The organism is Ruegeria sp. AJ12, assembly GCF_056536245.1.
In genome coordinates this window covers 985,001-1,007,992 of the sequence record NZ_JBQFJJ010000001.1, presented here as the reverse complement: position 1 = coordinate 1,007,992, position 22,992 = coordinate 985,001, and the positions used below count along the sequence as shown (strand labels likewise).

Below are 22,992 nucleotides of genomic sequence, written 5' to 3'. Positions count from 1 at the left end.
TAGCTGTGGACGCAGTTCAGGAGAGTTCAATATGAGACGACATTTCAAAGTTTTGGTTTTAGGAGCCGTCAGCGCGATTGCGATGTCAGGTTGCAGTAGCATGAAAACCCCGCGCAACATCGAACCCGTCGCGAAAGGCGACAGTTATCAGGCGCAATACCGTGCCCCATCGCGGCGCCGAGCAAATGCGCCTTTGCTGCAAGCGGAGCATATGAATGGGCGCGCCTGTATGCCTCAGACCGGGGAACAGGGCGCCAATGCTTTTGCCAAATGGTCCCAGCCCGCGCTTAGCCCTCTGCTGGGCGAGAAGCTTTCGCGCAATGACATGGTGCAGATCGCCATCGACGGGGATGAACTTCTCAGCGACACCTATGTTGTGTCCCGCGATGGCGACCTAAAGCTGCCCTATCTGCCGCCGGTGCGCGCGCAGGGCAGAGCAACCGAGCAGGTGGAGCGGGATGTGGCCCGCGTTCTGGTGGCGGCGCAGTTCTATGACAGCATCCCGCGCGTCACGGCGCGCATCAGCGATTTCGCCTCGGTCACTGTCGGCGTGAAAGGCGCAGTGTTTGAGCCCCACTCGGTTGAGATCGGAGGCATCCCCGGCGACGCGCTGGATCGAGGGCGCCAGGGTGTGCTGGGCGCCTCGACCGAGGCGCGCAACTTGTCCGTCGCCATTCGCGCCGCCGGAGGCGTGCGCCCAGATGCGGATCTGTCAGCGGTCGAGCTGCACCGGCAGGGCACGATCTACCGGATGGACCTACGCGGCGTGTTCGAAGGCTCAGACCCGACCGACATCATGCTTCTGACCGGGGATCAGATTGTGGTTAACAGCCGAGGGTGTTTCCAGGATGACTTGATGCGCCCCAGCCCGATCAGCCCGCCTGGGGTGACGCTGTATATGTCTAACCTCACGCAACCTGCCACCGGCAACGCAGAGTCGGCCATCGGTCGCGACGTGCGCGAGGTTCCCTATGGTACGCGCTATCTACAGGCAGTTGTCGACACCAACTGTGTCGGCGGGGCCAAGACCACCAATGCCAATCGCAGCGCGGTCCTGTTCACCCGCAACCCGATGACCGGGAACTCTATCGTAATCGAACGCAACATCGAAAAGCTGCTGCGGCGCGGGGATCGGGATGATTATGATCCGTACGTTCTGCCGGGTGATGCGATTGCCTGCTACGACAGCAAGGTGACCGGCCTGACCGAGGTCGCCCGCGCGGTGGGTATCGTCGGCGCAGCGGCGCTGCTGGCCCCCTAGATCAACCCCGAGCGGGCGATGCTTTCGCCCGTTCCCAAGCGGTGGAGACTGCAGTCAGTTTGTTGGTGATGTCTTTGTGTTCCTTGGCTGCAGTCTCTACCGCAATTAATGCCTCTCGAAACTCGTCCGCGCCGAAGGTTGCCGCACTGCCAGCCAGTTTGTGGCAGGCCTGAGCGAGTTGGTTCAAATTGGACCGGTCAAATGCTCCGGTTTCGATCTGCCCAACAAAGTCATCCCCCTCGGCAATAAACTTGGCTTGTAGGCGGGCAAAGACCTCGGGCCCGAGGCTGTCTTTCAACTCCCCCAACGGATCAGGCTGCGCATGCTCCGGAATCTGTCCCTCGGCTCGGGTGACCACCGAAAGCGCCTTGCGCAATGCATCAAGCGAGATCGGCTTGCCGATGAAAGCCGTCATGCCAGCGGCGCGAAAGGTCTCAACCGCGTCTGGCAGGACATTGGCCGACACTGCAATAATCGGCACATCTGTAGACTGCCCCTGACCGTCACGAATATGGCGCGCGGCGGTTGGTCCATCCATCACCGGCATGCTGATATCCATCAGGATCGCGTCAAACTGCTGCATGTTAGCCTTGTCCACGCCAACCTGTCCGTTTTCTGCCGTCGTCACACGGTGCCCGTCCAGCGCCAGCATGTTGCAGATGACTTCGAGGTTGATCTCGTTGTCTTCGACCACCAGGAGGTTCAGAGGGCGAACAGTCTCGGTATTGATCTGACCGGCTTCCAACAGTTGGTCGCGCGCCGACGGCTGCAATGGCACCCGCAGCCAGAAAACGCTGCCTTCGCCCAATGTGCTTTCCGCACCAACCTCGCCGCCCATTGCCTGCGCGAACCGGCGGGCAATCCCCAGGCCAAGCCCGGTCCCACCGACCGTACGACCGATTGAGGGGTCGCTGGTGTAGAAGTCATCAAAAATGGCGTCGATTTCATCCTCAGCAATACCAACCCCGGTATCGATCACACGCACTTCGTAGATATATGCCTTGGCCTGATCCGCTGGTTCACATCTTTCGATTTCAATCGAAACCCGGCCGTTTTCGGTGAACTTGATCGCGTTGCCCACAAGGTTCAGCAGAATCTGCCGCAACCTTTGCGCGTCAGTCGCGACATGCGGATAGGCCCCGCCCACCCATTGCCACGAGATTGAGGTGCCACGAGAGGCTGCATTGCCGCTTTGGCCATCCGCCAAGTCCTGCAGCATCGCGTTCAGGTCGGTGAGCTCGTGCGCGACTGACAGCTTACCGGCCTCGAACCGAGCAATATCCAGCACCGCATCCACATGATTTTGCAGGATCTGGCCCGAGATCTCCATGTTTCGGACAAACTGAGACTGCTGTTTGGTCGTGCGTGTATTCTTGAGAAGGGTGAGGTTGCCCAGCAGCCCGTTCAACGGGGTTCTGATCTCATGGCTCATAACGGTCAGGAAATCCGATTTGGCCTTTTCCCCGGCAAGGGCGCGGTCGCGGGCCGAGACGAGCTCTTTCTGATCCGCCACGCTTTTCGAGATATCGCGGACGAAACCGATGACGATTTCCTCATCCCCGGTCTGGGCGGATTGCAACGCAAGTTCGACAGGAAAGACATCACCGTTCTTGCGCATCGCCTCAAGCTGAACGCGGCCCTTGCCAACGACGTGGCGATCCCCACCTCTGTGCATGCGTTTTATTCCGGTGGTATGAGCTTCGCGCAAATGCGCAGGCACAATCAGATCACCGATCGAATGCCCTTTGGCCTCATCCTCAGAATAGCCGAAAATCGCCTGCGCAGCAGCGTTGAACTCCAGCACTTTGCCAGCGGCGTTGACCACGATTACTGCATCCAATGAGGTCGACAGGATGGTATTCATACGCTGGTTGGCCTGCCGGCTCGCCTGCCCACGTCGATCAGCCTTGCGGTTGACCACCAAGAGATAGGCGCTGACCGCAGTCAGGATCAGAAACAACCCACCGGACAAAACGGCCAGTTGAAACAGGCTCAGCGCGGTGTCTTCACGGCGCTGATCTGACTGGCCCGCGAAGTAAGAGATCGCTGAGACCGAAAGCTCTCGCACCTTTGGAGCGATCCCCTGCGCGCCCTCATAGAGATCCGGCAGCCCCGCAATCAGGCCAGGATCCTCAGCGTCAATTGTAGGTACCGAGGCCTCCAGATAGGCGGATACGTCGTTCAGAGGTTCAGCGAATTTCGGGTCACCGCGCAGCGTTTCAAACAGACGCGAGGTGTCCAGAATATCGATACGGCTGTACAAAAGATCAAAACGGCGACGGACAAGGTCCAGGTTTTCGGGGCTTGGCTCTGCATCCGAAACACTCGCCTCAAGCGCGTTGAAGTAGAACAGGAATTCGACCTCGACTTGCGTCAGCGTCCACTGCACATTATCTGTTCGGGCAGATTGCCGATCGCGCAGGTCGGACATCACCTTGACCGACAGCAACACGACCAAAGCAAGGGCACCCAAAACCGCGATACCGATGAGCCCGAAAGCCCACCGGCGCCGCGATTGGTTAGGTTTTTGAGCCGTCAATATCTTTCCTGCATCAACCACGTCATACTGTGTTGTAACTCCACGCTATTTAACGATCTCCAACCTGTCGAGTTGCCAAATGCTGCGAGAGTAAATCACCTCGGTCTGGTACTTGGTATCACTATCATAGGGATAAACGATCCAAAGCGGCCCCTTCTGCCGCCGGGACATCGCCGCGCCGTCCATCTCATAGGCGATAATCGGGTCCTGCGCCGAGATTGAGTCCAAAGGGATCTCAACCGCGTAGTCGTTGATCGCCGTTGCCCGGATCGTCGCGCCCTCTGCTCCAATTTGTTCCAGTAAGACAGACAGGGGAACGCCGACAAAGCTGGTCCCACCTTCGGTCCAGATCGTCGAGGTTTCAAAGCTGCGCTGCGGCAGCGCCTGCAACATTTCCATATCGAACTGCGCCGCCCCATTGGGCCCGGTCTGTGCAATGTTGCCCGAAATGGTCAGGACAACCTCACCTGTCGGGGTCGCCAAATCTTCGGCATGCGCAGACGTCAGGCAAAAAGCGAACGCCGCTGTGAGGATCGTAAAAAACAGACGCATCTTAGTCTCCATTTCTTTGACCTAAAGAAACCAGAACGAGGTCCGTAGCGACAGATGGGCATGGGGATTACGCACCTATCCGAACGGATAGGTGCCTCGGTCTCATGCGGCGGCAGACAGGAGGTTCATGCGCTGACGCAACATGGATTTGAACCCGTCACGCAGCTCGGCACGTTGCAACGCAAAGACGGTGGTTGCCTCAAGATACCCGGCGACCGACCCACAATCGAAGCGCTCTCCCTGAAATGTGAAGCCATTGCATCCGGTCCTTTCGATATCCGCCGCAATCGCATCGGTCAGTTGGATTTCATCACCCGCGCCGGGTGCCAAACCATCCAGTTGGTCGAAGATCGAAGGGTGCAGCAGATAGCGCCCGACAATGCCAAACTCGGACGGGCCTGATCAGCGGATGGCTTTTCAACCAGCCCTTTCAGATGTTGCACTTGCCCTGTCCTATGCTCGATATCGACCACGCCATAGGCACTGATGCGGTCGGATGGAACCTCTTCGGTTGCGATCATATGGCTGCCTTCAAAGTCCTGTACCATTTGCGCCAGGACCGAACGCTGCGCATGGATCACATCATCCGGCAGGATCACCGCAAAAGGTTCATCACCGACAAAGTCGCGCGCCAGAGACACGGCGTGGCCCAAACCGCGCGGGCTGTCTTGTTGGATAAAGCTATATGCCTCATCCTCAAGATTCGTGCTGCGCAAGCGGTTCAGCAGGGTGGTTTTGCCGCCATCCTTCAGTTTGCGCTCCAACCCCGAGTTGCGCCCGAAATACGCCTCCAGCGCGAATTGGCCGGTTGAGGTAATGAAAATGAATTCATCAATCCCGGCGGCGCGGGCCTCGTCCACCGCATACTGGATCAAAGGGCGGTCGATCAGCGGCAACATCTCCTTGGTCACCGATTTGGTGGCGGGCAGAAATCTTGTGCCCAGACCTGCGACCGGGAAAACGGCTTTGCGAATACGCGCCATTTCAATGCTCCTAGGTTTGATTAGTAAGCGCCGTTACCCGACACGACAGCGCGGGCGGTCATCGCAATAAGGATGAGGTTCAGAAGGGGCGAGCGGGAGCGGACATAGGCCCTATCCAGCTCGATCATGCGATCAAAACCGATGCCCGCACGACCCGAAACCTGCCAGAGGCCGGTGATACCGGGGCGCACCTGCAGGCGCTCCAGCGCTTGTTCGGGATAAGCGGCAACCTCTTCGGGCAAGGCCGGGCGCGGGCCGACCAGCGACATATCCCCTTTCAGCACGTTGAAGACTTGCGGCAGTTCATCCAACGAAAACCGGCGCAGAACTTTCCCGACACGGGTAATGCGCGGGTCATTTTTGGCTTTAAAGCACACGCCCTCACGATCCGATTGGATGAGCAGGTCCGCACGCCGCGCTTCGGCGTCCTGCGTCATCGAGCGGAACTTGTACATCGTGAAGGGCACCCCGTTTCGGCCAATGCGTGTCTGCCGAAAAAAGGCGGGGCCGCGACTGTCCAATCGCACCAATGCGGCGATTGCGGCCATGGGCAGGACCAGGAGAGACAGCACGACCGCCGCCAGAGTGAGGTCCAGCAGGCGACATGCTGAGACCCTGGGAAGAGCATTGTGCACAGCACGCCCGAGAAATTCAAAATTGCCCTGTAGATATCTGCGGGCCATGCGGCGGGGCTCCATCGCCAGCCGCCATGCCCATTCCATCCGGGCGCGCCGAACGATGCGCGGTGCCCGCCGCACATTGCCGGCCAGGAAGTCGAACAAAGCCCCCACGCCCAGCGCGATGCGAGAGCCCAGCCTGTGACGGTTCTGCGTGATCCAAAGCTCCTGCAGCGGGACGCCCATCGCGACCAATAAGATGTCTGCGCCGGACTGGTTGATATCGTCGATCGCCTCACTAACCCGCGCGGCCCCTTGGTGGCCATCGCGCGTACCGGCCACGGCCAATTCGGGGATCATGTGCTGCAACCGCGCCGCCGCTGCCTGAGCTGTTCCCGGACGTCCCCCCAACAGGTAGACTGATTGCCCAAGACGCGCCGCACGTTTCAGAAGTTTGGGAATAAAATCAGTGCCGTTTAGGTTCTCGGCCAACTGGACGCCTTGCAACTTTGCCGCGACCTCTACCCCAATTCCGTCAGGTAGGATCATATCTGCCCGGGCCAATGCTGCTCGATAGGTATGGTTGCGGGCCCGTATGTTTGCGCAATGTGCATTCAGGAAAAACACCGTCCGGCGCGCCCCATCCAGCAGTTTTGAAATCACCTGTCCGGATTGCGCATTCACAACTGGCAAACCCAAAATCTCAGTCTTTTCCAGAGTTGGTATGGGTGTCGGCTGCGCGCCTTTGTACATATCTTGGACTGACAGGAACTGCATGGAACTCTCCGATCAAGTATGACAATCTGTGGCTTCAGACTGCCAATGTGATCTCGCAACCGATAGGCGAGCATCCGGAGAGGGATCGGAGAATAGGTCTATTCAAACGACCCCGCAGCACATAGCGTGGAGGAAACGGCCCGCTGACCTATCCGATTGGATATTCACCTGTCCGTCGGGCAGGCTTCATGCCATGCGTTCAATGATTTATTAACACATCTGGGTGTGGTTGGGGGCAGACGGAGATTTGAGATGAAAGTTCTTATTGCTGACGACCACGAGCTTATTTTGGACACGCTCGTTGCCTTTATTGATGCTGCAGGCGGGATCGAGGTTGAGACCGCGCCGAATTTGCCGGCCGCGAAAACTCTGATTGAGAACGACGGAGCCTTTGATTTGGTCCTTCTGGACCTGAACATGCCTGGCATGAACGGTTTGAGCGGGCTTGAAACCTGCATCGCTTTGGACGGCGCCCAACACGTGGCCCTGTTTACCGGCGACACCTCGCGCGATCTGGCGCAACGCGCGCTGGAACTTGGCGCGGCCGGTTTCGTCCCCAAAACTCTACCGGCCAAATCCCTCGTCAACGCGATCCGCTTTATGGCGATGGGAGAGCAATACCTTCCTGCAGGTTTCATGAACGCAGAGCAGCCGGAAGACTCCCACCCTATGGCTCAAAAACTGACTGAGCGTGAGCGGCAGGTTCTGAAAGGGCTGACTGAAGGCAAATCCAATAAGGAAATCGCCCGCGATCTGGATCTGTCAGAGCCGACGATCAAGCTGCATATGAAGACGCTCTATCGCAAAGTTGGTGTCAGCAATCGAACGCAGGCCGCCTTGGCCGCACGCGAGGCGGGGTTGTTCTAGTCCTCACTATCCGAAGGGATAGGGGGCGCTCCAAATCCCCTCGCCCCCTAGCCTGCTGAGCAAATGATCAGCGATCAGATGCGGTGTATCACCCTTGTACGAAAGGGTTTTTCCATGCCGCAACAAATTTCGAACTCCTCTGATTCCACGCGCGACACAGAATTTCTGCATTGGGCGCGCATTTCGCGATCCAATTTCAGATCGCTCGGGTGGCGTCGCATCGTAAAGGGAGGGCGCCTCAGCGATGCAGGCCGCCTGCCCCGTTACGTGGCGCTATTTCTTCTAGGGGCGAGCTGCATCTGGGCCCCGATCAGCGGCTACTTGGCATCCGCGCCTGTCAAATACACCTCTAACGCATCATTGATCCTGCCAGGATCTGGCGCTTCGGCATCGGTCAATCTGGCCAATATCGGTCAGGCATCTTCATACGCGAATTCTGCCTTTGCCAACGGGTCGATCAGCCCAACTGAGACGTATAAACGTCTATTGTCGGCCGATCGCATTCTAGATGCGGCAGCCAAGGCTGTAGAGGCTGACCGTGATGCGTTTGGCAAGCCGCGGGTGCAACTGGTCGATCAAACCAGCCTTATACATATCGAGCTTCAGGCGGCCTCTCCTGCGGATGCCCAGCAATATGGTGACGCCTTGGTGGCCGCCTTTTTCGCTGAGATTGACGCCCTGCGGGCCGATGAAATTGCCACCCGCGAGGCCAGCAATACAGGCGCGATCGAAGACTATACCCGCGCAATTCAGGCCACGCGGGCCGAGATCAAACAGCTGCAGTCGCAAAGCGGTCTGATATCAGTCGCGCAATACCAAGAGCAGGTCGCCGCTAATGACCGTGCAAAGCAGGAACTGCGAAAGCAGGAGAGCGAGCTGGCACGCCAATCGGAACGTGTCGCCGCACTTCAGGTCGCGTTGAATCTGCCCTCTGATGTAGCAGCGGCAACGCTGAAACTCTATGCCGATGCACAGTATTTATCCTTGCTTGAGGACGTGTCGGTGGGGGCTGCAAAGCTGGCACAAGCCGACGCGACCTACGGATCGCGCCACCCGATCTACGTGAATGCCCAAAACGACTATGAAGGGGCGCGTTCAGTTGCCTTACAACGCGCGTCGCAAGTGACTGGTCTTGAGGTCGAGCAGCTCGGTGGACTGGATCGCGCGCCGGAAGGGCAACGGGCGCAGTTGCTCAGTGAGTTGGTGCGCGAAGATGCCTTACGGGCCGGATTGGAACAACAGGTCGCGACACTGCGCGAACAAATTCGTCTGGAAACCCAGCACTTGTCAGACCTCGCCCCCATCGCCGCTGAATTGGAGGACCGGCAGAGAGATTTCGCCGTGGCAGAAGCCGTGTTCGCCTCTGCCATCGCCCGGTCCGAGTCGAAAAAGACCGATGTCTACGCCTCCTACCCGTTGATCCAAGTGCTGGAGAACCCGTCTCTGCCGACCCGCCCGTCTTCACCGAACAAGAAAATCTCGATCACCGCCGGGATCGCCGCAAGCCTTATGCTGCTGATGGGTTTGGTGCTGGCCTGGATCCGAAACCCGCTGATCTCAAAGCTGCTGAAAGACCAGAAAGAGGCCGAAGTCTAATGCATGTGGCCCCTGAAACCCCAACCGAAAAGATCGTCTGGTACACGCTGATCTGGACATGGCCGTTCTACGGGCTTGGCGCGCTGTATGTTGTTGGTCCGGTGCTGGGTTGGATGTTGGCTGCAATGGCTGGGTTGTCTCTTTATCTCGGCCCCGCGATCCGCTCGGATATGCGTGCAACCGGCCCTGTACCCGCTTTGGTCTGGGTTTGGAGCGCGGGCATGCTGGTAATGCTTGTCTCACTTTGGGCTGGTCACGCAGATTGGAACCTCGGCACCACCAAAACGATCAAATCGAGTATCGGATGGGCCAAGGGTTGGGCGTTGATTCCGTTGTTCATCCTTGCCGGGGCGGTCTTACCAATCCGGCGCGCGCTTCTAGTCAGAGGGCAATGCGTGCTGGGCCTTTGGACCTTGTGCCTTCTGCCGTTGTTCATTGTCGCCCCCTATGCCGGTCTGCCGCATCTGCTGTTTACGTCCCCGTTGAAAGCGGTGGGCGGCCCGGGGCCCGAGTATTTCTCGATCTACCTCTATACAATCGACCCCGCCAGCGGCACGCCACGGTGGCAGTTCTTTGCGCCCTGGTCGCCATTCGCGGCCTTGTTGGGCGTCTGCATGGTCCTATTTGCCCTAGAAGAAAAGCACCGCAGTTGGAAGGTCATCGGCTTGGCTGCCGGAGCTCTGATGATCCTGATGTCCAAGTCCCGAATGGGTTTGGTTGGATTGGTGATCTGCTCGCTGTCACCCCGCCTGTTGCCACTTGTAGCCCGCAGCTTGGGGTGGATTCTTTTGTCTGCAGTCACCACCGCCGTAGCCGTTTGGGGCGCAGTCTTTGTCGAGTTCGGCAACCGGGTCCTTTACAGCTTCAAATCCGCGCGCGGCGACAGCACCCGCGTACGCGAAACGTTGCAGCGCATTGCGTATGAGCGCTGGCAATCGGATGCGATGGTTTTCGGGCACGGCACAGTCAGACCCGGAGCGCATCTTGTTGAGTACATGCCGATCGGCAGCCATCACACCTGGTACGGGCTATTATTTGTCAAAGGCCTGACCGGATTTGCCGCGTTTCTCATACCGTTTCTGGTTCATTTCTCGGTCGTCACCCTGGACGCAATAAGGTTTGAGCGAGGCAAACTCCCGGTGGGGCTGCTACTTACCATTCTCCTCCTTACCTTTGGAGAAAACGTTGAGGTTCAAACCTATTTGCTCTGGCCAACCCTATTGGCGCTCGGCTGTCATCTGAGAGAGATCAAATCAGTATATCGAGGTTCTGGACATATAGCCAGCAAATGACGAGCGCTGCGAGTGCGATGGCAGACAGAAAGACTTGTGGGCACCGGTCGTAGCGGGCTTTGTTGCAAAGTTTCTAGGGTCAGGACTCATAACCAGTAGATCACGAGTGCGGCCAATGCGATGGCTGATAAGAAGACCTTGGGGCATCGGTCATAGCCTGTCGCCACACGCCGCCCGCCTTTCAACCTGCCGAACATGATCTCGATCCTATTTCGCCGCTTGTAGCGCGGTTTGTCGTATCGCACCGGTCTCTTGCGCTGTTTTCGACCGGGGATGCAGGCGCGTATCCCCTTGTCTTTCAACGCTTCTCTGAACCAATCAGCGTCATAGCCTCGGTCTCCCAGTAGCCAATCAACAGCTGGCAAACTGCTCAACAAAGCCTTCGCGCCGGTGTAATCGCTGACCTGCCCGGCGGTCATGAAAAGGTTCAGAGGGCGGGCCCTGGCTGTCGCAGATGGCATGCAGTTTGGTATTCATGCCGCCCTTGGTTCGGCCTATCAGGCGTCCACGTCCCCTTTTTCACCGCAAGACTGGACGCCGTGCGGTGAGCCTTGAGATATGTTGCATCGATCATGACCGTCTTTTCGTCGCCATGGTCAGCCGACAAGCCCATCATCATCTCAGCAAATATGCCCTACTCGCTCCATCGCTTTCAGCGGTTATAAAGGGTCTTGTGTGGGCTATATTCCTTGGATGCATCGCGCCACCGCAAACCGTTGCGATTGATGAAGATAATGCCTCTCAAGACGCGTCGGTCATCGACGCGAGGCATGCCGTGGGATTTGGGAAAGTAGGGCTCAAGACGGGCCAATTGCTCGTCGCTTAACCAGAAGAGATCAGAAATCGTCACCGCTTGCTTGCTGCGCAATGAATCACGCAGCCAAGCAAAAATCAATGGATTCCGAGCCTAGAGCGGTGTGACACAAAATGAAGCTGCATGCGTATCGCTCACTGTCCAGACACGGCATGTATTACTTCCGTTGGCCACTACCGGACACTCTAATACAACCCCACACCAGAGGGGGGCGGATACCAACGTGTCAAGTTCGGAAAGAGCAGGATCGTTCCCTTACATCAGGAGTTAGTTCGCCTTGGCTTCTTACGCTTCGTTCAGACACAACGAGACGCAGGCGCAAGGCGGGTACGCCCCGCTGCCAAATGGGAAGAGTTTTGAGCAGCAATCGCCAAGGCGCGATCCAATTAAGGGGAGAATGGATCTGCTCTGCATCGTGGGGGAAGATGGAGCTTGCGCGCCGTGACAATTGGTATTGAGAAGACACCCCCGAGGAAACTTGATTGAATCGTCTATCAATCTCGAAATTTTCGAAATCGGAATTGCGCTTGGGACCGATGACTATGCCGCGAATTGTTGTGATATGACTATCAAGATCACCTTCAGGTGATCTTGTATGCGACAAACACCCGGAAGTTGGAAATGGGCCGGAACTCAAGTTACACCCCACCAACGAAGCGTCTGATCAAAATGATGTCGGATCGCGGTTGTCGCCGTTTCAATGTCGCCATTTTCCAGAGCATCGATAATGGCAATATGCTCCTCCATTGCCGAAACGATCCGGTCCTGCAGGAACGGGCGTGAATTCTGGATAATACCGATGCGTATCCGGTTCGCCTCATAAACCGTTGCAAGCTGCGCGTTGTCCAGCCCTCCGGCCAGGAAATCGTGCAATGACAAATCGATCCCGGTGGCCTTCGGTGGCAGCGATTTCACCGCGTCGGTTCTGGCGGCGTCCCGCATCTCCACATGCCGTGTCCGCAGCGCATCCAGCCCGGAAAGCGCGTTGGCGGCGATCCGGCGCCGCGCACCTTCCTGATCCAACACCATTCGGAAATCAAGACATTCGCGGATCGTTTCGGGGCGGGCTTCCATGATCCGAATGCCGCGTTTCGGCACCGCGCTCAGCAACCCTTGCGCGCTTGCCACCTTTACCGCCTCCCGAATGGGAGCTATCGGAAAATCCAGAATTTCAACAAGTTGCGACATCGACAGAAACTGCCCTTCACGCAATTCTCCTGCAAGCAACGCGGCCCACAAAGCCTCCTGAGCCTGGGTTGCCATAAGTTGGACCTCGTTCAATTGGTGCATCGCAGCCTTCCTCATCGGCATTATCTTTGAATTCGCTAAAGTGCTACATGAAATTATTGATAGTATACATAATAAGATAATATGTAAAATGTCAGTTGCAAGTACAACTTCTCACAGGGGTCCGGCCATACCGGCAATCACCCTTCGTGAGGCACACTGGGAGGAAAAAATGGCGTCAACGGAAGAAATACATGTTGCCCATGGTGATACGATTGCGGGGGAGAGCACGCACACGCTCAACCCTGTCGGTGATGACGAGAAAACCTGGGGATGGTTCGCCATCTTCAACATCTGGGCAAATGACGTGCAATCGCTGTTCGGCTACTCGCTCGTGGCGTCTCTCTTCATCTCTTACGGCGTTGGCGGCTGGACCGCCTTTGCGGCTTTGATCTTTGCCGGATTGTTTGTGATGTGGATGGTCAACCTGTCCGGCGCAGCGGGTGAAAAATACGGAATTCCTTACCCGGTCTTCGCGCGCGCCAGTCTCGGCACCGCAGGGTCCAATCTGCCGGCCATTCTGCGTGCCACCGTCGCTGTGTTCTGGTATGGCGTGCAGGTCTATTTTGCCTCGACCGCACTGGCGCTTCTCATTCGGTCTATCACTGGCGCCGAAGCGGGCGGTGCCGAAATCCTGGGCCTGACCGGTATCGACTGGCTTTCTTTTGTTATCGTCTGGGCCTTTCACATCTTCATCTTCTGGCGTGGCATGGGCTGGGTCGAAACCTTCCTGAACATCGCAGGCCCCTTCGTCTACGTCGTGATGATTGGCCTTGTGGTCGTACTTTGGCAGCGTTCGGACGGGCAGCTTCTGCAAGCCACCGCAACGATCTTTGCCAATCCGGAGGGCACTTTCTGGACCGAGTTGAAAGGCTTTGTTGCGATTGTCGGCACAATGGTGGCCTATTTCGCGGCTGTGATGATCAACTTCAGCGACTTCTCACGCTACGCCAAGGACAAGCCAACCATGATCATCGGCAACCTTGCCGGGTTGCCACTGAATATGATCCTGTTCTCGGCCCTTGCCTTGCTGACGACCGGCGGCGCGGCCGTCGTCTTCGGCGAAGAGATCATCAACCCGACCGAGATCGTTGAACGCACCGACAGCGTGCTTCTGGGCGTGATCGCAGCCATCACCTTCTTTGCCGCCACTGTCGGCATCAATCTGGTGGCCAACTTCATCCCGGCGGTAAATGGCATCTCCAACGTGGCACCCGGAAAGATCAGCTTTCGGAACGCGGGCCTGATCACATCGGTGTTTGCACTGGTGATCGGTGGCTTCTGGAACAGCTTTATCAGTCAATTCGGGATCAGCGGTTTCGTCAACACGCTGGGCGCGACGCTGGCACCGATCTTCGGCATCATGATCGTTGACTATTATTGGCACCGGAAAGAGCAGCTGAACGAGGATGACCTCTACAACATGGAGGGGGGCACCTATCACTACCAGAACGGCTGGAACCATGCCGCGGTAAAGGCTTTCGGCCTGGCTGCCATCTTCTCGGTCGCAACCGTCTGGGTGCCCTGGTTCTCGTTGCTGTCGGGCTATGCCTGGGTGATTGGAGCCGTATTGGGCGGTTTGATCTACAACGTCCTGGCCAAGGGCAACGTCAAAGTCTGACTACGGTCTGAGATATCTGCCGGTGGGGTCAATCTCCACCGGCAGCGTGATTGACCTGAAACCAGTGTCTTCGCGAAGAAGTAAGGCATAGCAGACGAACCGACAGCAAGCCCCAGTTGTTTGTCCGGCCGGCATCGTCGGGTAGAAACTTCTCACGATTCACGGGCTTGTTGATGAGCGCAGGCGAGGGGCATTCTTTGACCGGCTGCGAAACTCGGCCCGCTCCCTCTATACCCCTTTATGGAATGAGCAGCATTCGGAAAAATGGGCTCAGTTGTTGAACCCGCTGCGCCGCGCCCGAACGGAACCCATTTCGACCAATACTGCGCACTGTGCGAATGGGCGCAAAGTCGCTACCCGTGAATGAAGTGCGGCACAAAACGCGAGAGGTCCTGGGTGATTTCCTGGTTGTCCTCTCGAATGCAAAGGCCACACGCCACGTCCCCAACGATCCAAGAGCCCAACATTGCGTTGGAACCATCGAAGCGCGCCGGAGGCTGATAGCTCTGTATGATCCGACCTTCGGCACCGTAGTTTCCTGGCGTCGCCAAGTCCGGCTGACCTGGACGCTTGAGAATGATATTCGCGCCTTCGCGACTGAAAAAGGGTTTGACTACATGCGCAGCTTCGATGGCTTCCGCAGGCACATTTGCTTCAAACCAAGCGGGGAGAAGATTTGGGTGAGCAGGGTACATCTCCCAAAGCAGCGGCAGAATTGCCTTGTTGGACAAGATCGCTTTCCAGGGTGGTTCGAGCCATCGCGTTGGGGCATCAGGAAGTGCGATGCCATACTCTTCGCGAAACATGTCTTCCCATGGATAAAGCTTGAAAACCGTATCGATTACAAAGCTCTCGCCGTCCGCGAAACGCCCGAGCAGATCAAGCCCGATTTCCTGAAGCGCTACAAAATGCGGAATCAATCCCGCTTGCCTAGCGCAATCTTCAAGATAGCGTACCGTCGCACGTTCTTCTTCGTTTTCCTGTACGCTGGCGAAGTGAAGGTGATAGCCCGGAGCAAACATCTTCCCGAGGCGATCAATCAACTGGTCCTGGACCGAATTGAACTGATCCGCATCTTTGGGCAGCACGCCAGCCTCAATCTGCTGTTCGAGCCATACCCACTGGAAAAAGCCCGTTTCATATAGAGCAGTAGGCGTATCGGCGTTGAATTCCAGCATCTTGGCCGGACCAGAACCATCGTAGTGAAAATCGAATCTGCCATAGAGCGACGGATCGCCTCGACGCCAGCTTTCGGCAATCCAGGAGTGATAGCTCTCCGGGATCGCCATTCGACGCATGAGCGATGGATCCGCCACAACCTCTGCCACCAGAGCCAAGCACATCTGCCAAAGTTCGGCGGTGGGCTCTTCGATCTTGGCTTCGATTTGCTCCAGGGTGAAAACATAGGCTCGGCTTTCATCCCAGTAGGGTGCTCCATACATGGAATGAAAGCCAAAGCCCAAACTCTCTGCCAGCGCCCGCCATCCGGGACGCTCAGGCAACAAATGCCTCTTCATCAGCTTTACAGCTTGGCGAGTATGGCTTGCACGTCGTTCTTAGCCGGGTTCTCCAAAGCTTTGATCCGATCTTCGAGGGCTTCGCCTGATATCTGTTGGGCTTCTTCCTCAGCAGCATCCAACATGGCTTGTTGGTGGACCTGCCTCTGTTCCAGCCGTTCTAAGCTTGCCATCGCATTAGACAATCGATCATTCGAAGACGATGAATTGATAGCGGTTGCCTTCTGCGCAGAAATCAGTGCTTCGTTTGCTTTGGCTGCCTCGATCTTGCGCTGTAACGTTTCGATCCGGCCCTGGGACAGTTTCAGTGCATTGTCCATGCCGTCTTCTGTCTTCCGGTATTGATCCGCAAGCGATTGGTCGGCTTCCACTCTATCGCGAAGCTTCAAAACACTCTCGACGATTTCGACCGCAAGAGGCTCATCGCCCTGCTGCTTGGCGTTTCGCGCAGCTTCTGTACGCCGCTCTATCTCCGTCATCATCTCGGCGACTGACTTTTCCTTCATGATACGATTGGCCGTCATGCGAGATTTCTCGTCGCGGGCTTTTGAGATTGCGGCTTTCGCTTCGCGCATTTCCTGATCAAGAATTTTCAGCAGATTGGCATCAACAACGGCCTCGGCTGCGTCGTTGGCCGTGCCTTTGACAGCGGTGACAAGCTTTCTCCAGACGCTCATGCTGTTTCCTCCAAACGGGGGCCACGCGGCCCGATGTCACGCGCCAATTCAAGTGCGCTATCAGAGATGGTCAGGAATTCGGTAACAATTTCATTCAAAGAGGCATCCAACGACATAGCGCCGAACAACTCATAGTACTCCCGTCCGTCGATGACATCGATCGAGAGAGCGCAGAGAGGTAGAAGCGATTTATGGCTGCGCAGCATCATAGCTTCGAAGCTCGTTGGATCCTCCTGTGCGTCGCGTGGCCACAAGATCGCCGAGGTCAAAATTTGACTTTCACCAACGGACACGTGGAGAACAAAATCGCCGGCGCTGTCGACTGTGATTTCCAGTATATTCGTTCCGATGGCGTGCGCGCAGCGAAGCCCGTACTCCGGGCCTGACGCGGTGAGCGCCTCCTTCAAGGATGAGACAGTCCAAGAGCGGGCATTGTCTGACATTTTGCTACTCCAAAGGGTAATTTTGCTACATGCATTCCTAGTCATCGGGGGCGCCGGTTTCAAGAAGGCGAAGCCGTTCGTGTAATTGACAACCTTCTGAAGAGGCACCAAAGATTGCACAGAACTCAAAATAACAAGGGCAAGGCCGCGTGCCGATTTTCTACAGGCTTCTCACCAAATTTTATCGCGAATTTCTGGAGCTCAAATGGTGGCTTTTGTGCCTCATGGCACTTGTTTTCTTCGTTGTTTCCTGGGTACTGTTCTGGTTTGCTGGCGAGCACGAACTCACAAGCAATTTTTCGGTCTACGTATACTTTGCAGCCACAACGGCATCGACCGTTGGATATGGAGATTACTCTCCGCAAACCGAAGCGGGGCGATTGATCGCTGCATTTTGGTTTTTTCCCGGCTCACTGCTCATTTTCTCTGCGGCGCTCGGGTGGCTGGCGGGAGGTATGGTTGAAAGGATCAGGCGAATGACTGATGGACATGGCAGCTATGAAAAAATGCGAGGCGCGACGGTAATTGTCGGTTACAACCGGGATCACACGCCTCTTATGGTTGAGAACCTGATTGCTGGTCAGGATGGTGACGACAAAATTGTATTGTTGACCAAAAGCAGCAAAGCTGAGTTACCCGACGGGATATACTTGGTGAAGACCGACCGGCTCGATGCTCTTTCTTCGTTGAAACGTGCGGCTATCCCATTCGCCGAAAAGGTGCTGGTCTATGCCCATTCTGATGCCGAAACCTTCAACACCTGCCTGGCGATCCGCGAGTTGAACGAAAAGCTGCACATTGCCGCTTTCTTTGAAGATCGTGATACCGCGCGAAGGGCCGCCAAGATTGCAGGTCTGGAGGCGATCGTTTCAAATGCGTCTGAGGCGCTGGTGCGCGCGGCGCAAGACCCAGGTGCGGGGCAGATCCTCATGGCGCTCTCCGCGGCAAACGTGGGCGCCACCATCTTCTCTGCCAAAACAGCATCGGCCCTGACCGTCGAGACTTTGCGGTCATCGCTTCAGAACAACGACGCCACATTGATCGCAATGTCTCTATCGGATGACCCTGCATTTCTGTTTGCGCCGTTTCCCGATCAGTTGGAGGCAGAGGGTACATTCTATTACCTGTGCCAAACAAGGCTGTCGGCAGCACAGATTGCGAGTGGATTGGGGGAGGACGATGTTTCGATCACTATTTAACCGCGAAGAGCCGCAGAATATTCCAGAGATGCTTGGCCTGACCATCGGGCGAAGCGTGACCATCGACCCTCTTGAACTCAAGCTGCAGAGTGATGATTCATTACTCGAACCACCCTCGACCGGCTTCATGATCACTGCGCAAGGGCATTGCGATCTGGGAGAGCAATCACATCTTCATCGATTTTATCCTGACGATGACCGTTACCTACTTCAGATTCAGGGAGGCGATGGCATCCGAGACACGCGCGTCGACGAGATTGTTCTTTGGTACGTCTATGATGTTCGGTATCTATCGCGAGATAGCGAATGGTCGGAAATTAAGTCTATGCAACGCCGGCGCAAGTTCGATCTACCGACCGAAACTGGCTCAGTGACTTTTCAGCGAGTCTGGTTCGATCATAGCGATGCCGATGAAGAACCAATGACTTATTGGGAAGAGGTGCGAGAGAAACGCGACAGCGAAAAAGAAAAGCGCATTTTCCAAACGGCCATGCTATTTGGACGCAGTCTTGGCGACGGTCGCGACGAGATGCTTCTTGTCAATCTCGAAGAGCCCGAGAGCGGCGATCGCGCGGCATCCTTTCTAGTTGGTCGCGCGCTTCCGCAGCACACATTGATTATCTGATCCAGCAAAGGACAAAAAAAATGACGACAATCATGGCCACGCTGGCCGGTCTCGCTCCCTTCCTGATTTACTTTGCAACCGCACTTCTCTTGCTGCTTGCATTCGTAGCGCTCTACATGCGCATGACGCCCAATGACGAAGTAGCATTGATCAAGGAAAACAACGCGGCGGCATCGGTTGTTCTTAGTTCGGCGTTTATTGGATTTTCTTTGCCCTTGGCTAGCGCAGCGGCCAATTCGATTAACCTGATCGACTTTATTCTATGGGGTATCATCGCTGGGATCGCACAGTTGTTGGTTTATCAAGTCTTCAGACGGTTTTATCCACTGGTATCCGAACGCATTTCGCGGGGCGAAATCGCGGTCAGTATCAAGCTCGCAGGTCTTGCGATTACAGTCGGGCTGCTGAACGCAGCGTGCATAACCTATTGACCCACGTGGCTGATCGGAGAAAACGCTGATGAAACGTTCACGCTCAATTACACTGCTCACAATGGCGTCAGCCTCGCTATCTCTCGCCGCATGCGAAGAGAAGGTTGATACCGAGGGCGAAGTCTATCGGACAGTTTCTGATTGCGAACAAGCGGAGTTCGTCCCGGATGGTGATTGCACTCCGCTGTTGGAAGAAGGGCAGCGAATACATGTCGCTACGGCCCCAAGATACAACACCATGACTCTGTGTGAAGCGGAACACGGTCGCAGCGAGTGTCTGCGGGAGACTGGCGCTGCGCAGACGTACTACTCGCCTAATCCCATTGGCTATTTCGTCACTAGCGCCATTGCAGGAGGAGCAATTTCCGATCTCGTGCGGCCCGTCTACCGAGAGCGCGACCGAAGAGGCTATTTCATGACCGGAGGTGGCTATCTCCGATACATGGACAACGGACGTTTTGGTACGTCTCGAAGCAACATTCAGCAGTACAATCCCTCTGTAAAACAAGCGCCACCCAGGGTTCAAACAAGAACGACCGTAGCGTCTCGCAGCGGCTTTGGCTCGCGCAGCGGAAGTTCATTCGGGAGTTGACTAGTTTGCTGATCGGCTTCTGTTCCGTCGATGTACAGTTTTGCGATTTCACGCGCTTGCGAAAGTTGTAGGCTCACATCTCAAACGCCGAACGGCTGAATTCACTCTAATTCTCTCCTGTACTCGACATCTGACCAATGCTTATTGACGGGCAATTTACGCGCCCGTCGGGCTACGTCATCTTATGTCGCTGGCGTAAAATCCCAAACGTCGTAAGCGTTGCATCGGGCCCCCTTTGCGGCAGCTTTGCGACATCGCGTGTTGATAGACGTCCGGTTCTCATGCATTGACCCACTTCATTTTTGAATTTTCTGGGCCACAGTCGACGGCCGTCCTTCCCAACGGGAATTGAGTAGCCATAGGCATGGAAAACTTTTTCGATTTTCTGGTCACTTGCGAGCTCACCTAAAGCTAGAGAATTCATGATGCCTGTATCCTTTTGGATGCATCATAGACTGCTCAGAGTGGCCGGATGAGGTGATATTTAGGGGGTCAGATGCAACGCTTACGATCAATTGTAGCCTGAATGGGCTGATCTGGGCTATTCCGATTTGGTTGCGGGAGCAGGATTTGAACCTGCGACCTTCAGGTTATGAGCCTGACGAGCTACCGGGCTGCTCCATCCCGCGACACTTTGGTTTGGTCTACCGCCTATTCGGCTACTTGAGACCATTGTTGGCCTATCGCTTACGCTACTTGAGGCCGGGGTCGGTAATTCTGATATCGTTTTAGAGAGATTGTGGGCTTTTGCTAGGTTTGGCGGTGACCTACTCTCCCGGGGCTTAAGCCCAAGTACCATTGGCGCTGCAGTGCTTAACGACCGGGTTCGGGATGGGACCGGGTGTTTCACTTGCGCTATGACCACCAAACCGAGGAAAGCCCACGTCGCGACTTTTGCGGAGCAAAAGCGCGACGCGCGGCAGGCAGCGTCTTTATCGCAGATAAAGGCGCGTTGCCGCACGGTTATATAATCAACCAACATCGCGGCTTGGCGCTGCGACGCTGTCCTTGTTCAAGGTGTGTATGCTTCTGGTGATTTGTCTTTCCATTACTGGATCAAATCAAGCCTATCGGGCGATTAGTACCGGTCAACTGAACGCATTACTGCGCTTACATCTCCGGCCTATTGACGTGGTGGTCTTCCACGGCCCTCAGGGAGACCTTGTTTTGAGGGGGGCTTCCCGCTTAGATGCCTTCAGCGGTTATCCTGTCCGATCATAGCTACCCAGCACTGCCGTTGGCACGACAACTGGTCCACCAGTGGATCGTTCACCCCGGTCCTCTCGTACTAGGGGCAACTCCTCTCAAGTCTCCTACACCCACGGCAGATAGGGACCGAACTGTCTCACGACGTTCTAAACCCAGCTCACGTACCTCTTTAAACGGCGAACAGCCGTACCCTTGGGACCTGCTCCAGCCCCAGGATGAGATGAGCCGACATCGAGGTGCCAAACACTGCCGTCGATATGGACTCTTGGGCAGTATCAGCCTGTTATCCCCGGCGTACCTTTTATCCGTTGAGCGATGGCCCTTCCACTCGGGACCACCGGATCACTATGGCCGTCTTTCGACTCTGCTCGACTTGTCAGTCTCGCAGTCAGGCTGGCTTCTGCCATTGCACTCAACGAGCGATTTCCGACCGCTCTGAGCCAACCTTCGCGCGCCTCCGTTACGCTTTAGGAGGCGACCGCCCCAGTCAAACTACCCGCCACGCAGGGTCCCGGATCCGGATAACGGACCGCGGTTAGACATCAAGAGTGCGAAGGGTGGTATCTCAAGGGAGGCTCCACCGGGACTTGCGTCCCGGCTTCAAAGCCCACCACCTATCCTGCACATCACAATCCTGATGCCAGTGCGAAGCTGTAGTAAAGGTGCACGGGGTCTTTCCGTCTAACCGCGGGAAGCCTGCATCTTGACAGGCAATTCAATTTCGCTGAGTCGATGTTGGAGACAGCGGGAAGTCGTTACGCCATTCGTGCAGGTCGGAACTTACCCGACAAGGAATTTCGCTACCTTAGGACCGTTATAGTTACGGCCGCCGTTTACCTGGGCTTCAATTCAAGGCTCTCACCTCTCCTTTTAACCTTCAGGCACCGGGCAGGCGTCAGACCCTATACGTCGTCTTGCGACTTCGCAGAGCCCTGTGTTTTTAATAAACAGTCGCCACCCCCTGGTTTGTGCCCCCAGCCCCTAGTTGCCTAGGAACCGGGCCTCCTTCTCGCGAACTTACGGAGGTATTTTGCCGAGTTCCTTCAACATCGTTCTCTCAAGCGCCTTGGTATGCTCTACCAGTCCACCTGTGTCGGTTTAGGGTACGGTCTGATGGAGGGCTATTTCCAGGAACCACTCAGCAGCCCAATCAATCCGATAAGATTGAACTACACCTGTGATCCGTCACATCCTCCTGGCCTAGGAATATTAACCTAGTTCCCATCGCCTACGCCTTTCGGCCTCGGCTTAGGGGCCGGCTTACCCTGCTCAGATTAGCTTTAAGCAGGAACCCTTGGACTTTCGGCGAGAGTGTCTCTCACACTCTTTGTCGCTACTCATGTCATCATTCTCACTTCTGATCGCTCCACCAGTGCCTCACAGCCTGGCTTCATCGCAAACGTCCATGCCTGCGCATAAACCACATGTTGCAGATCAGAAGATCTTTTGTTGGCCTATCGCTTCGCTACTTGAGGCCCTGCAGATCTCTCCACAGGAACCCGCCCCAGCGTCGCGGCGGCCCGATCTTCCGTCAAACAAAGGTTTATGAAGAGGCAGGACGTTTTTTCACAGAACGCTCTGCTACCGATGCTTACGCATCCCTAGACTTCGGCTCATGGCTTGAGCCCCGTTACATCTTCGCCGCAGGACAACTTATTTAGACCAGTGAGCTGTTACGCTATCTTTAAAGGATGGCTGCTTCTAAGCCAACCTCCTGGTTGTTTTGGTCGTCCCACCTGCTTTCCCACTTAGCCATGAATTGGGGGCCTTAGTCGTAGGTCAGGGTTGTTTCCCTCTCCACTACGGACGTTAGCATCCGCAGTGTGTCTGCCATCTAGTACTCCCGGGTATTCGGAGTTTGGTTAGGATCAGTAAGCCTGTGGGGCCCCATTACCCATCCAGTGCTCTACCCCCCGGGGTATTCGGATGACGCTCTACCTAAATAGATTTCGCAGAGAACCAGCTATCTCCGAGTTTGATTGGCCTTTCACCCCTAGGCACAGCTCATCCCGATCCTTTTCAACGGATGTGGGTTCGGTCCTCCAGTAAGTGTTACCTTACCTTCAACCTGGCCATGCCTAGATCACTCGGTT

General features: G+C 56.0%; 16 protein-coding genes, 1 tRNA gene, 2 rRNA genes and 2 pseudogenes (1 of these 21 running past the window's edge). 9 read left to right on the top strand and 12 right to left on the bottom strand.

Features of this window, described 5'->3' with window-relative positions; translation table 11 throughout:
• The first annotated feature begins 100 nt into the window (after positions 1-100).
• Complete coding sequence (locus tag ACR3E0_RS05020) at positions 101-1,261, top strand: polysaccharide biosynthesis/export family protein (protein WP_480476766.1); 1,161 nt, start codon at positions 101-103, stop codon at positions 1,259-1,261.
• Position 1,262: 1 nt separating this feature from the next.
• Here the strand turns inward: ACR3E0_RS05020 and ACR3E0_RS05015 are convergent, their stop codons facing one another.
• The 4 genes and pseudogenes from ACR3E0_RS05015 to ACR3E0_RS05000 form a co-directional block, all read right to left on the bottom strand.
• Positions 1,263-3,800: an ATP-binding protein gene (locus tag ACR3E0_RS05015; RefSeq protein ID WP_480476764.1), complete on the bottom strand. Its 2,538-nt coding sequence runs from the start codon at positions 3,798-3,800 to the stop codon at positions 1,263-1,265.
• A gap of 45 nt (positions 3,801-3,845) precedes the next feature.
• The gene (locus ACR3E0_RS05010) at positions 3,846-4,352 is read right to left on the bottom strand and encodes a putative pterin-binding protein (RefSeq protein ID WP_480476762.1); all 507 of its coding nucleotides are present in this window, start codon (positions 4,350-4,352) and stop codon (positions 3,846-3,848) included.
• A gap of 102 nt (positions 4,353-4,454) precedes the next feature.
• A pseudogene (locus ACR3E0_RS05005) lies at positions 4,455-5,335 on the bottom strand (UTP--glucose-1-phosphate uridylyltransferase).
• A gap of 20 nt (positions 5,336-5,355) precedes the next feature.
• On the bottom strand, positions 5,356-6,729 hold the full coding sequence (locus ACR3E0_RS05000; protein ID WP_480476760.1) for a WecB/TagA/CpsF family glycosyltransferase: 1,374 nt from the start codon (positions 6,727-6,729) through the stop codon (positions 5,356-5,358).
• 252 nt (positions 6,730-6,981) lie between these two features.
• Between ACR3E0_RS05000 and ACR3E0_RS04995 the strand changes: the two genes are divergently transcribed.
• The 3 genes from ACR3E0_RS04995 (at position 6,982) to ACR3E0_RS04985 (ending at position 10,484) form a co-directional block, all read left to right on the top strand.
• The gene (locus tag ACR3E0_RS04995) at positions 6,982-7,596 is read left to right on the top strand and encodes a LuxR C-terminal-related transcriptional regulator (protein WP_480476758.1); all 615 of its coding nucleotides are present in this window, start codon (positions 6,982-6,984) and stop codon (positions 7,594-7,596) included.
• Positions 7,597-7,956: 360 nt separating this feature from the next.
• Positions 7,957-9,192, top strand: a complete 1,236-nt coding sequence (locus ACR3E0_RS04990) for a GumC domain-containing protein (RefSeq protein WP_480476756.1) — start codon at positions 7,957-7,959, stop codon at positions 9,190-9,192.
• Positions 9,192-10,484 (top strand): O-antigen ligase domain-containing protein, encoded by a 1,293-nt coding sequence (locus tag ACR3E0_RS04985; protein ID WP_480476754.1) that lies wholly within the window; start codon positions 9,192-9,194, stop codon positions 10,482-10,484. The genes ACR3E0_RS04990 and ACR3E0_RS04985 overlap by 1 nt, the downstream gene beginning before the upstream one ends.
• 86 nt (positions 10,485-10,570) lie before the next feature.
• Here the strand turns inward: ACR3E0_RS04985 and ACR3E0_RS04980 are convergent.
• Positions 10,571-11,328: pseudogene (locus tag ACR3E0_RS04980) on the bottom strand (IS5 family transposase).
• Positions 11,329-11,931: 603 nt separating this feature from the next.
• Complete coding sequence (locus ACR3E0_RS04975) at positions 11,932-12,588, bottom strand: GntR family transcriptional regulator (protein WP_480476752.1); 657 nt, start codon at positions 12,586-12,588, stop codon at positions 11,932-11,934.
• Positions 12,589-12,757: 169 nt separating this feature from the next.
• Here ACR3E0_RS04975 and ACR3E0_RS04970 point away from each other — a divergent pair, with 169 nt between their 5' ends.
• Positions 12,758-14,206: an NCS1 family nucleobase:cation symporter-1 gene (locus ACR3E0_RS04970; RefSeq protein ID WP_480476750.1), complete on the top strand. Its 1,449-nt coding sequence runs from the start codon at positions 12,758-12,760 to the stop codon at positions 14,204-14,206.
• Between the two features lie 353 nt (positions 14,207-14,559).
• Here ACR3E0_RS04970 and ACR3E0_RS04965 read toward each other — a convergent pair whose 3' ends face one another.
• Genes ACR3E0_RS04965 through ACR3E0_RS04955 form a run of 3 tightly spaced genes read right to left on the bottom strand, consistent with a single transcriptional unit; the run spans position 14,560 to position 16,843 of the window.
• Positions 14,560-15,723 (bottom strand): glutathionylspermidine synthase family protein, encoded by a 1,164-nt coding sequence (locus ACR3E0_RS04965; protein ID WP_480476748.1) that lies wholly within the window; start codon positions 15,721-15,723, stop codon positions 14,560-14,562.
• A 5-nt stretch (positions 15,724-15,728) separates the two neighbouring features.
• Complete coding sequence (locus tag ACR3E0_RS04960) at positions 15,729-16,400, bottom strand: PspA/IM30 family protein (protein ID WP_480476746.1); 672 nt, start codon at positions 16,398-16,400, stop codon at positions 15,729-15,731.
• The gene (locus tag ACR3E0_RS04955) at positions 16,397-16,843 is read right to left on the bottom strand and encodes a DUF2170 family protein (RefSeq protein WP_480476744.1); all 447 of its coding nucleotides are present in this window, start codon (positions 16,841-16,843) and stop codon (positions 16,397-16,399) included. Before ACR3E0_RS04955 ends, ACR3E0_RS04960 begins: the two co-directional genes overlap by 4 nt.
• A 149-nt stretch (positions 16,844-16,992) precedes the next feature.
• Between ACR3E0_RS04955 and ACR3E0_RS04950 the strand changes: the two genes are divergently transcribed.
• From ACR3E0_RS04950 to ACR3E0_RS04935, 4 genes are read left to right on the top strand one after another with little or no spacing between them, the layout of a single operon-like run.
• Complete coding sequence (locus ACR3E0_RS04950; protein ID WP_480476742.1) at positions 16,993-18,042, top strand: potassium channel family protein; 1,050 nt, start codon at positions 16,993-16,995, stop codon at positions 18,040-18,042.
• Positions 18,023-18,667 (top strand): DUF2491 family protein, encoded by a 645-nt coding sequence (locus ACR3E0_RS04945; protein ID WP_480476740.1) that lies wholly within the window; start codon positions 18,023-18,025, stop codon positions 18,665-18,667. The genes ACR3E0_RS04950 and ACR3E0_RS04945 overlap by 20 nt, the downstream gene beginning before the upstream one ends.
• 20 nt (positions 18,668-18,687) lie before the next feature.
• Positions 18,688-19,098: a DUF350 domain-containing protein gene (locus ACR3E0_RS04940; RefSeq protein ID WP_480476738.1), complete on the top strand. Its 411-nt coding sequence runs from the start codon at positions 18,688-18,690 to the stop codon at positions 19,096-19,098.
• Positions 19,099-19,126: 28 nt separating this feature from the next.
• Entirely contained in the window at positions 19,127-19,690 is a 564-nt protein-coding gene (locus ACR3E0_RS04935) for a DUF1190 domain-containing protein (protein WP_480476736.1), read from the top strand.
• A 552-nt stretch (positions 19,691-20,242) separates the two neighbouring features.
• Here the strand turns inward: ACR3E0_RS04935 and ACR3E0_RS04930 are convergent.
• From ACR3E0_RS04930 to ACR3E0_RS04920, 3 genes are all read right to left on the bottom strand, one after another.
• Positions 20,243-20,319, bottom strand: a tRNA-Met gene (locus ACR3E0_RS04930).
• Positions 20,320-20,444: 125 nt separating this feature from the next.
• Positions 20,445-20,559 (bottom strand): 5S ribosomal RNA (rrf, locus tag ACR3E0_RS04925).
• A gap of 188 nt (positions 20,560-20,747) precedes the next feature.
• Positions 20,748-22,992 (bottom strand): 23S ribosomal RNA (locus tag ACR3E0_RS04920) (it continues 697 nt past the right edge of the window).

Bases quoted from the DNA above. Each gene is read 5' to 3' on its own strand.
- ACR3E0_RS05020 (WP_480476766.1), top strand. From the start codon at position 101: ATGAAAACCCCGCGCAACATCGAACCCGTCGCGAAAGGCGACAGTTAT.
- ACR3E0_RS05010 (WP_480476762.1), bottom strand. From the start codon at position 4,352: ATGCGTCTGTTTTTTACGATCCTCACAGCGGCGTTCGCTTTTTGCCTG.
- ACR3E0_RS05000 (WP_480476760.1), bottom strand. From the start codon at position 6,729: ATGCAGTTCCTGTCAGTCCAAGATATGTACAAAGGCGCGCAGCCGACA.
- ACR3E0_RS04995 (WP_480476758.1), top strand. From the start codon at position 6,982: ATGAAAGTTCTTATTGCTGACGACCACGAGCTTATTTTGGACACGCTC.
- ACR3E0_RS04985 (WP_480476754.1), top strand. From the start codon at position 9,192: ATGCATGTGGCCCCTGAAACCCCAACCGAAAAGATCGTCTGGTACACG.
- ACR3E0_RS04975 (WP_480476752.1), bottom strand. From the start codon at position 12,588: ATGCACCAATTGAACGAGGTCCAACTTATGGCAACCCAGGCTCAGGAG.
- ACR3E0_RS04970 (WP_480476750.1), top strand. From the start codon at position 12,758: ATGGCGTCAACGGAAGAAATACATGTTGCCCATGGTGATACGATTGCG.
- ACR3E0_RS04965 (WP_480476748.1), bottom strand. From the start codon at position 15,723: ATGAAGAGGCATTTGTTGCCTGAGCGTCCCGGATGGCGGGCGCTGGCA.
- ACR3E0_RS04960 (WP_480476746.1), bottom strand. From the start codon at position 16,400: ATGAGCGTCTGGAGAAAGCTTGTCACCGCTGTCAAAGGCACGGCCAAC.
- ACR3E0_RS04955 (WP_480476744.1), bottom strand. From the start codon at position 16,843: ATGTCAGACAATGCCCGCTCTTGGACTGTCTCATCCTTGAAGGAGGCG.
- ACR3E0_RS04945 (WP_480476740.1), top strand. From the start codon at position 18,023: ATGTTTCGATCACTATTTAACCGCGAAGAGCCGCAGAATATTCCAGAG.
- ACR3E0_RS04940 (WP_480476738.1), top strand. From the start codon at position 18,688: ATGACGACAATCATGGCCACGCTGGCCGGTCTCGCTCCCTTCCTGATT.
- ACR3E0_RS04935 (WP_480476736.1), top strand. From the start codon at position 19,127: ATGAAACGTTCACGCTCAATTACACTGCTCACAATGGCGTCAGCCTCG.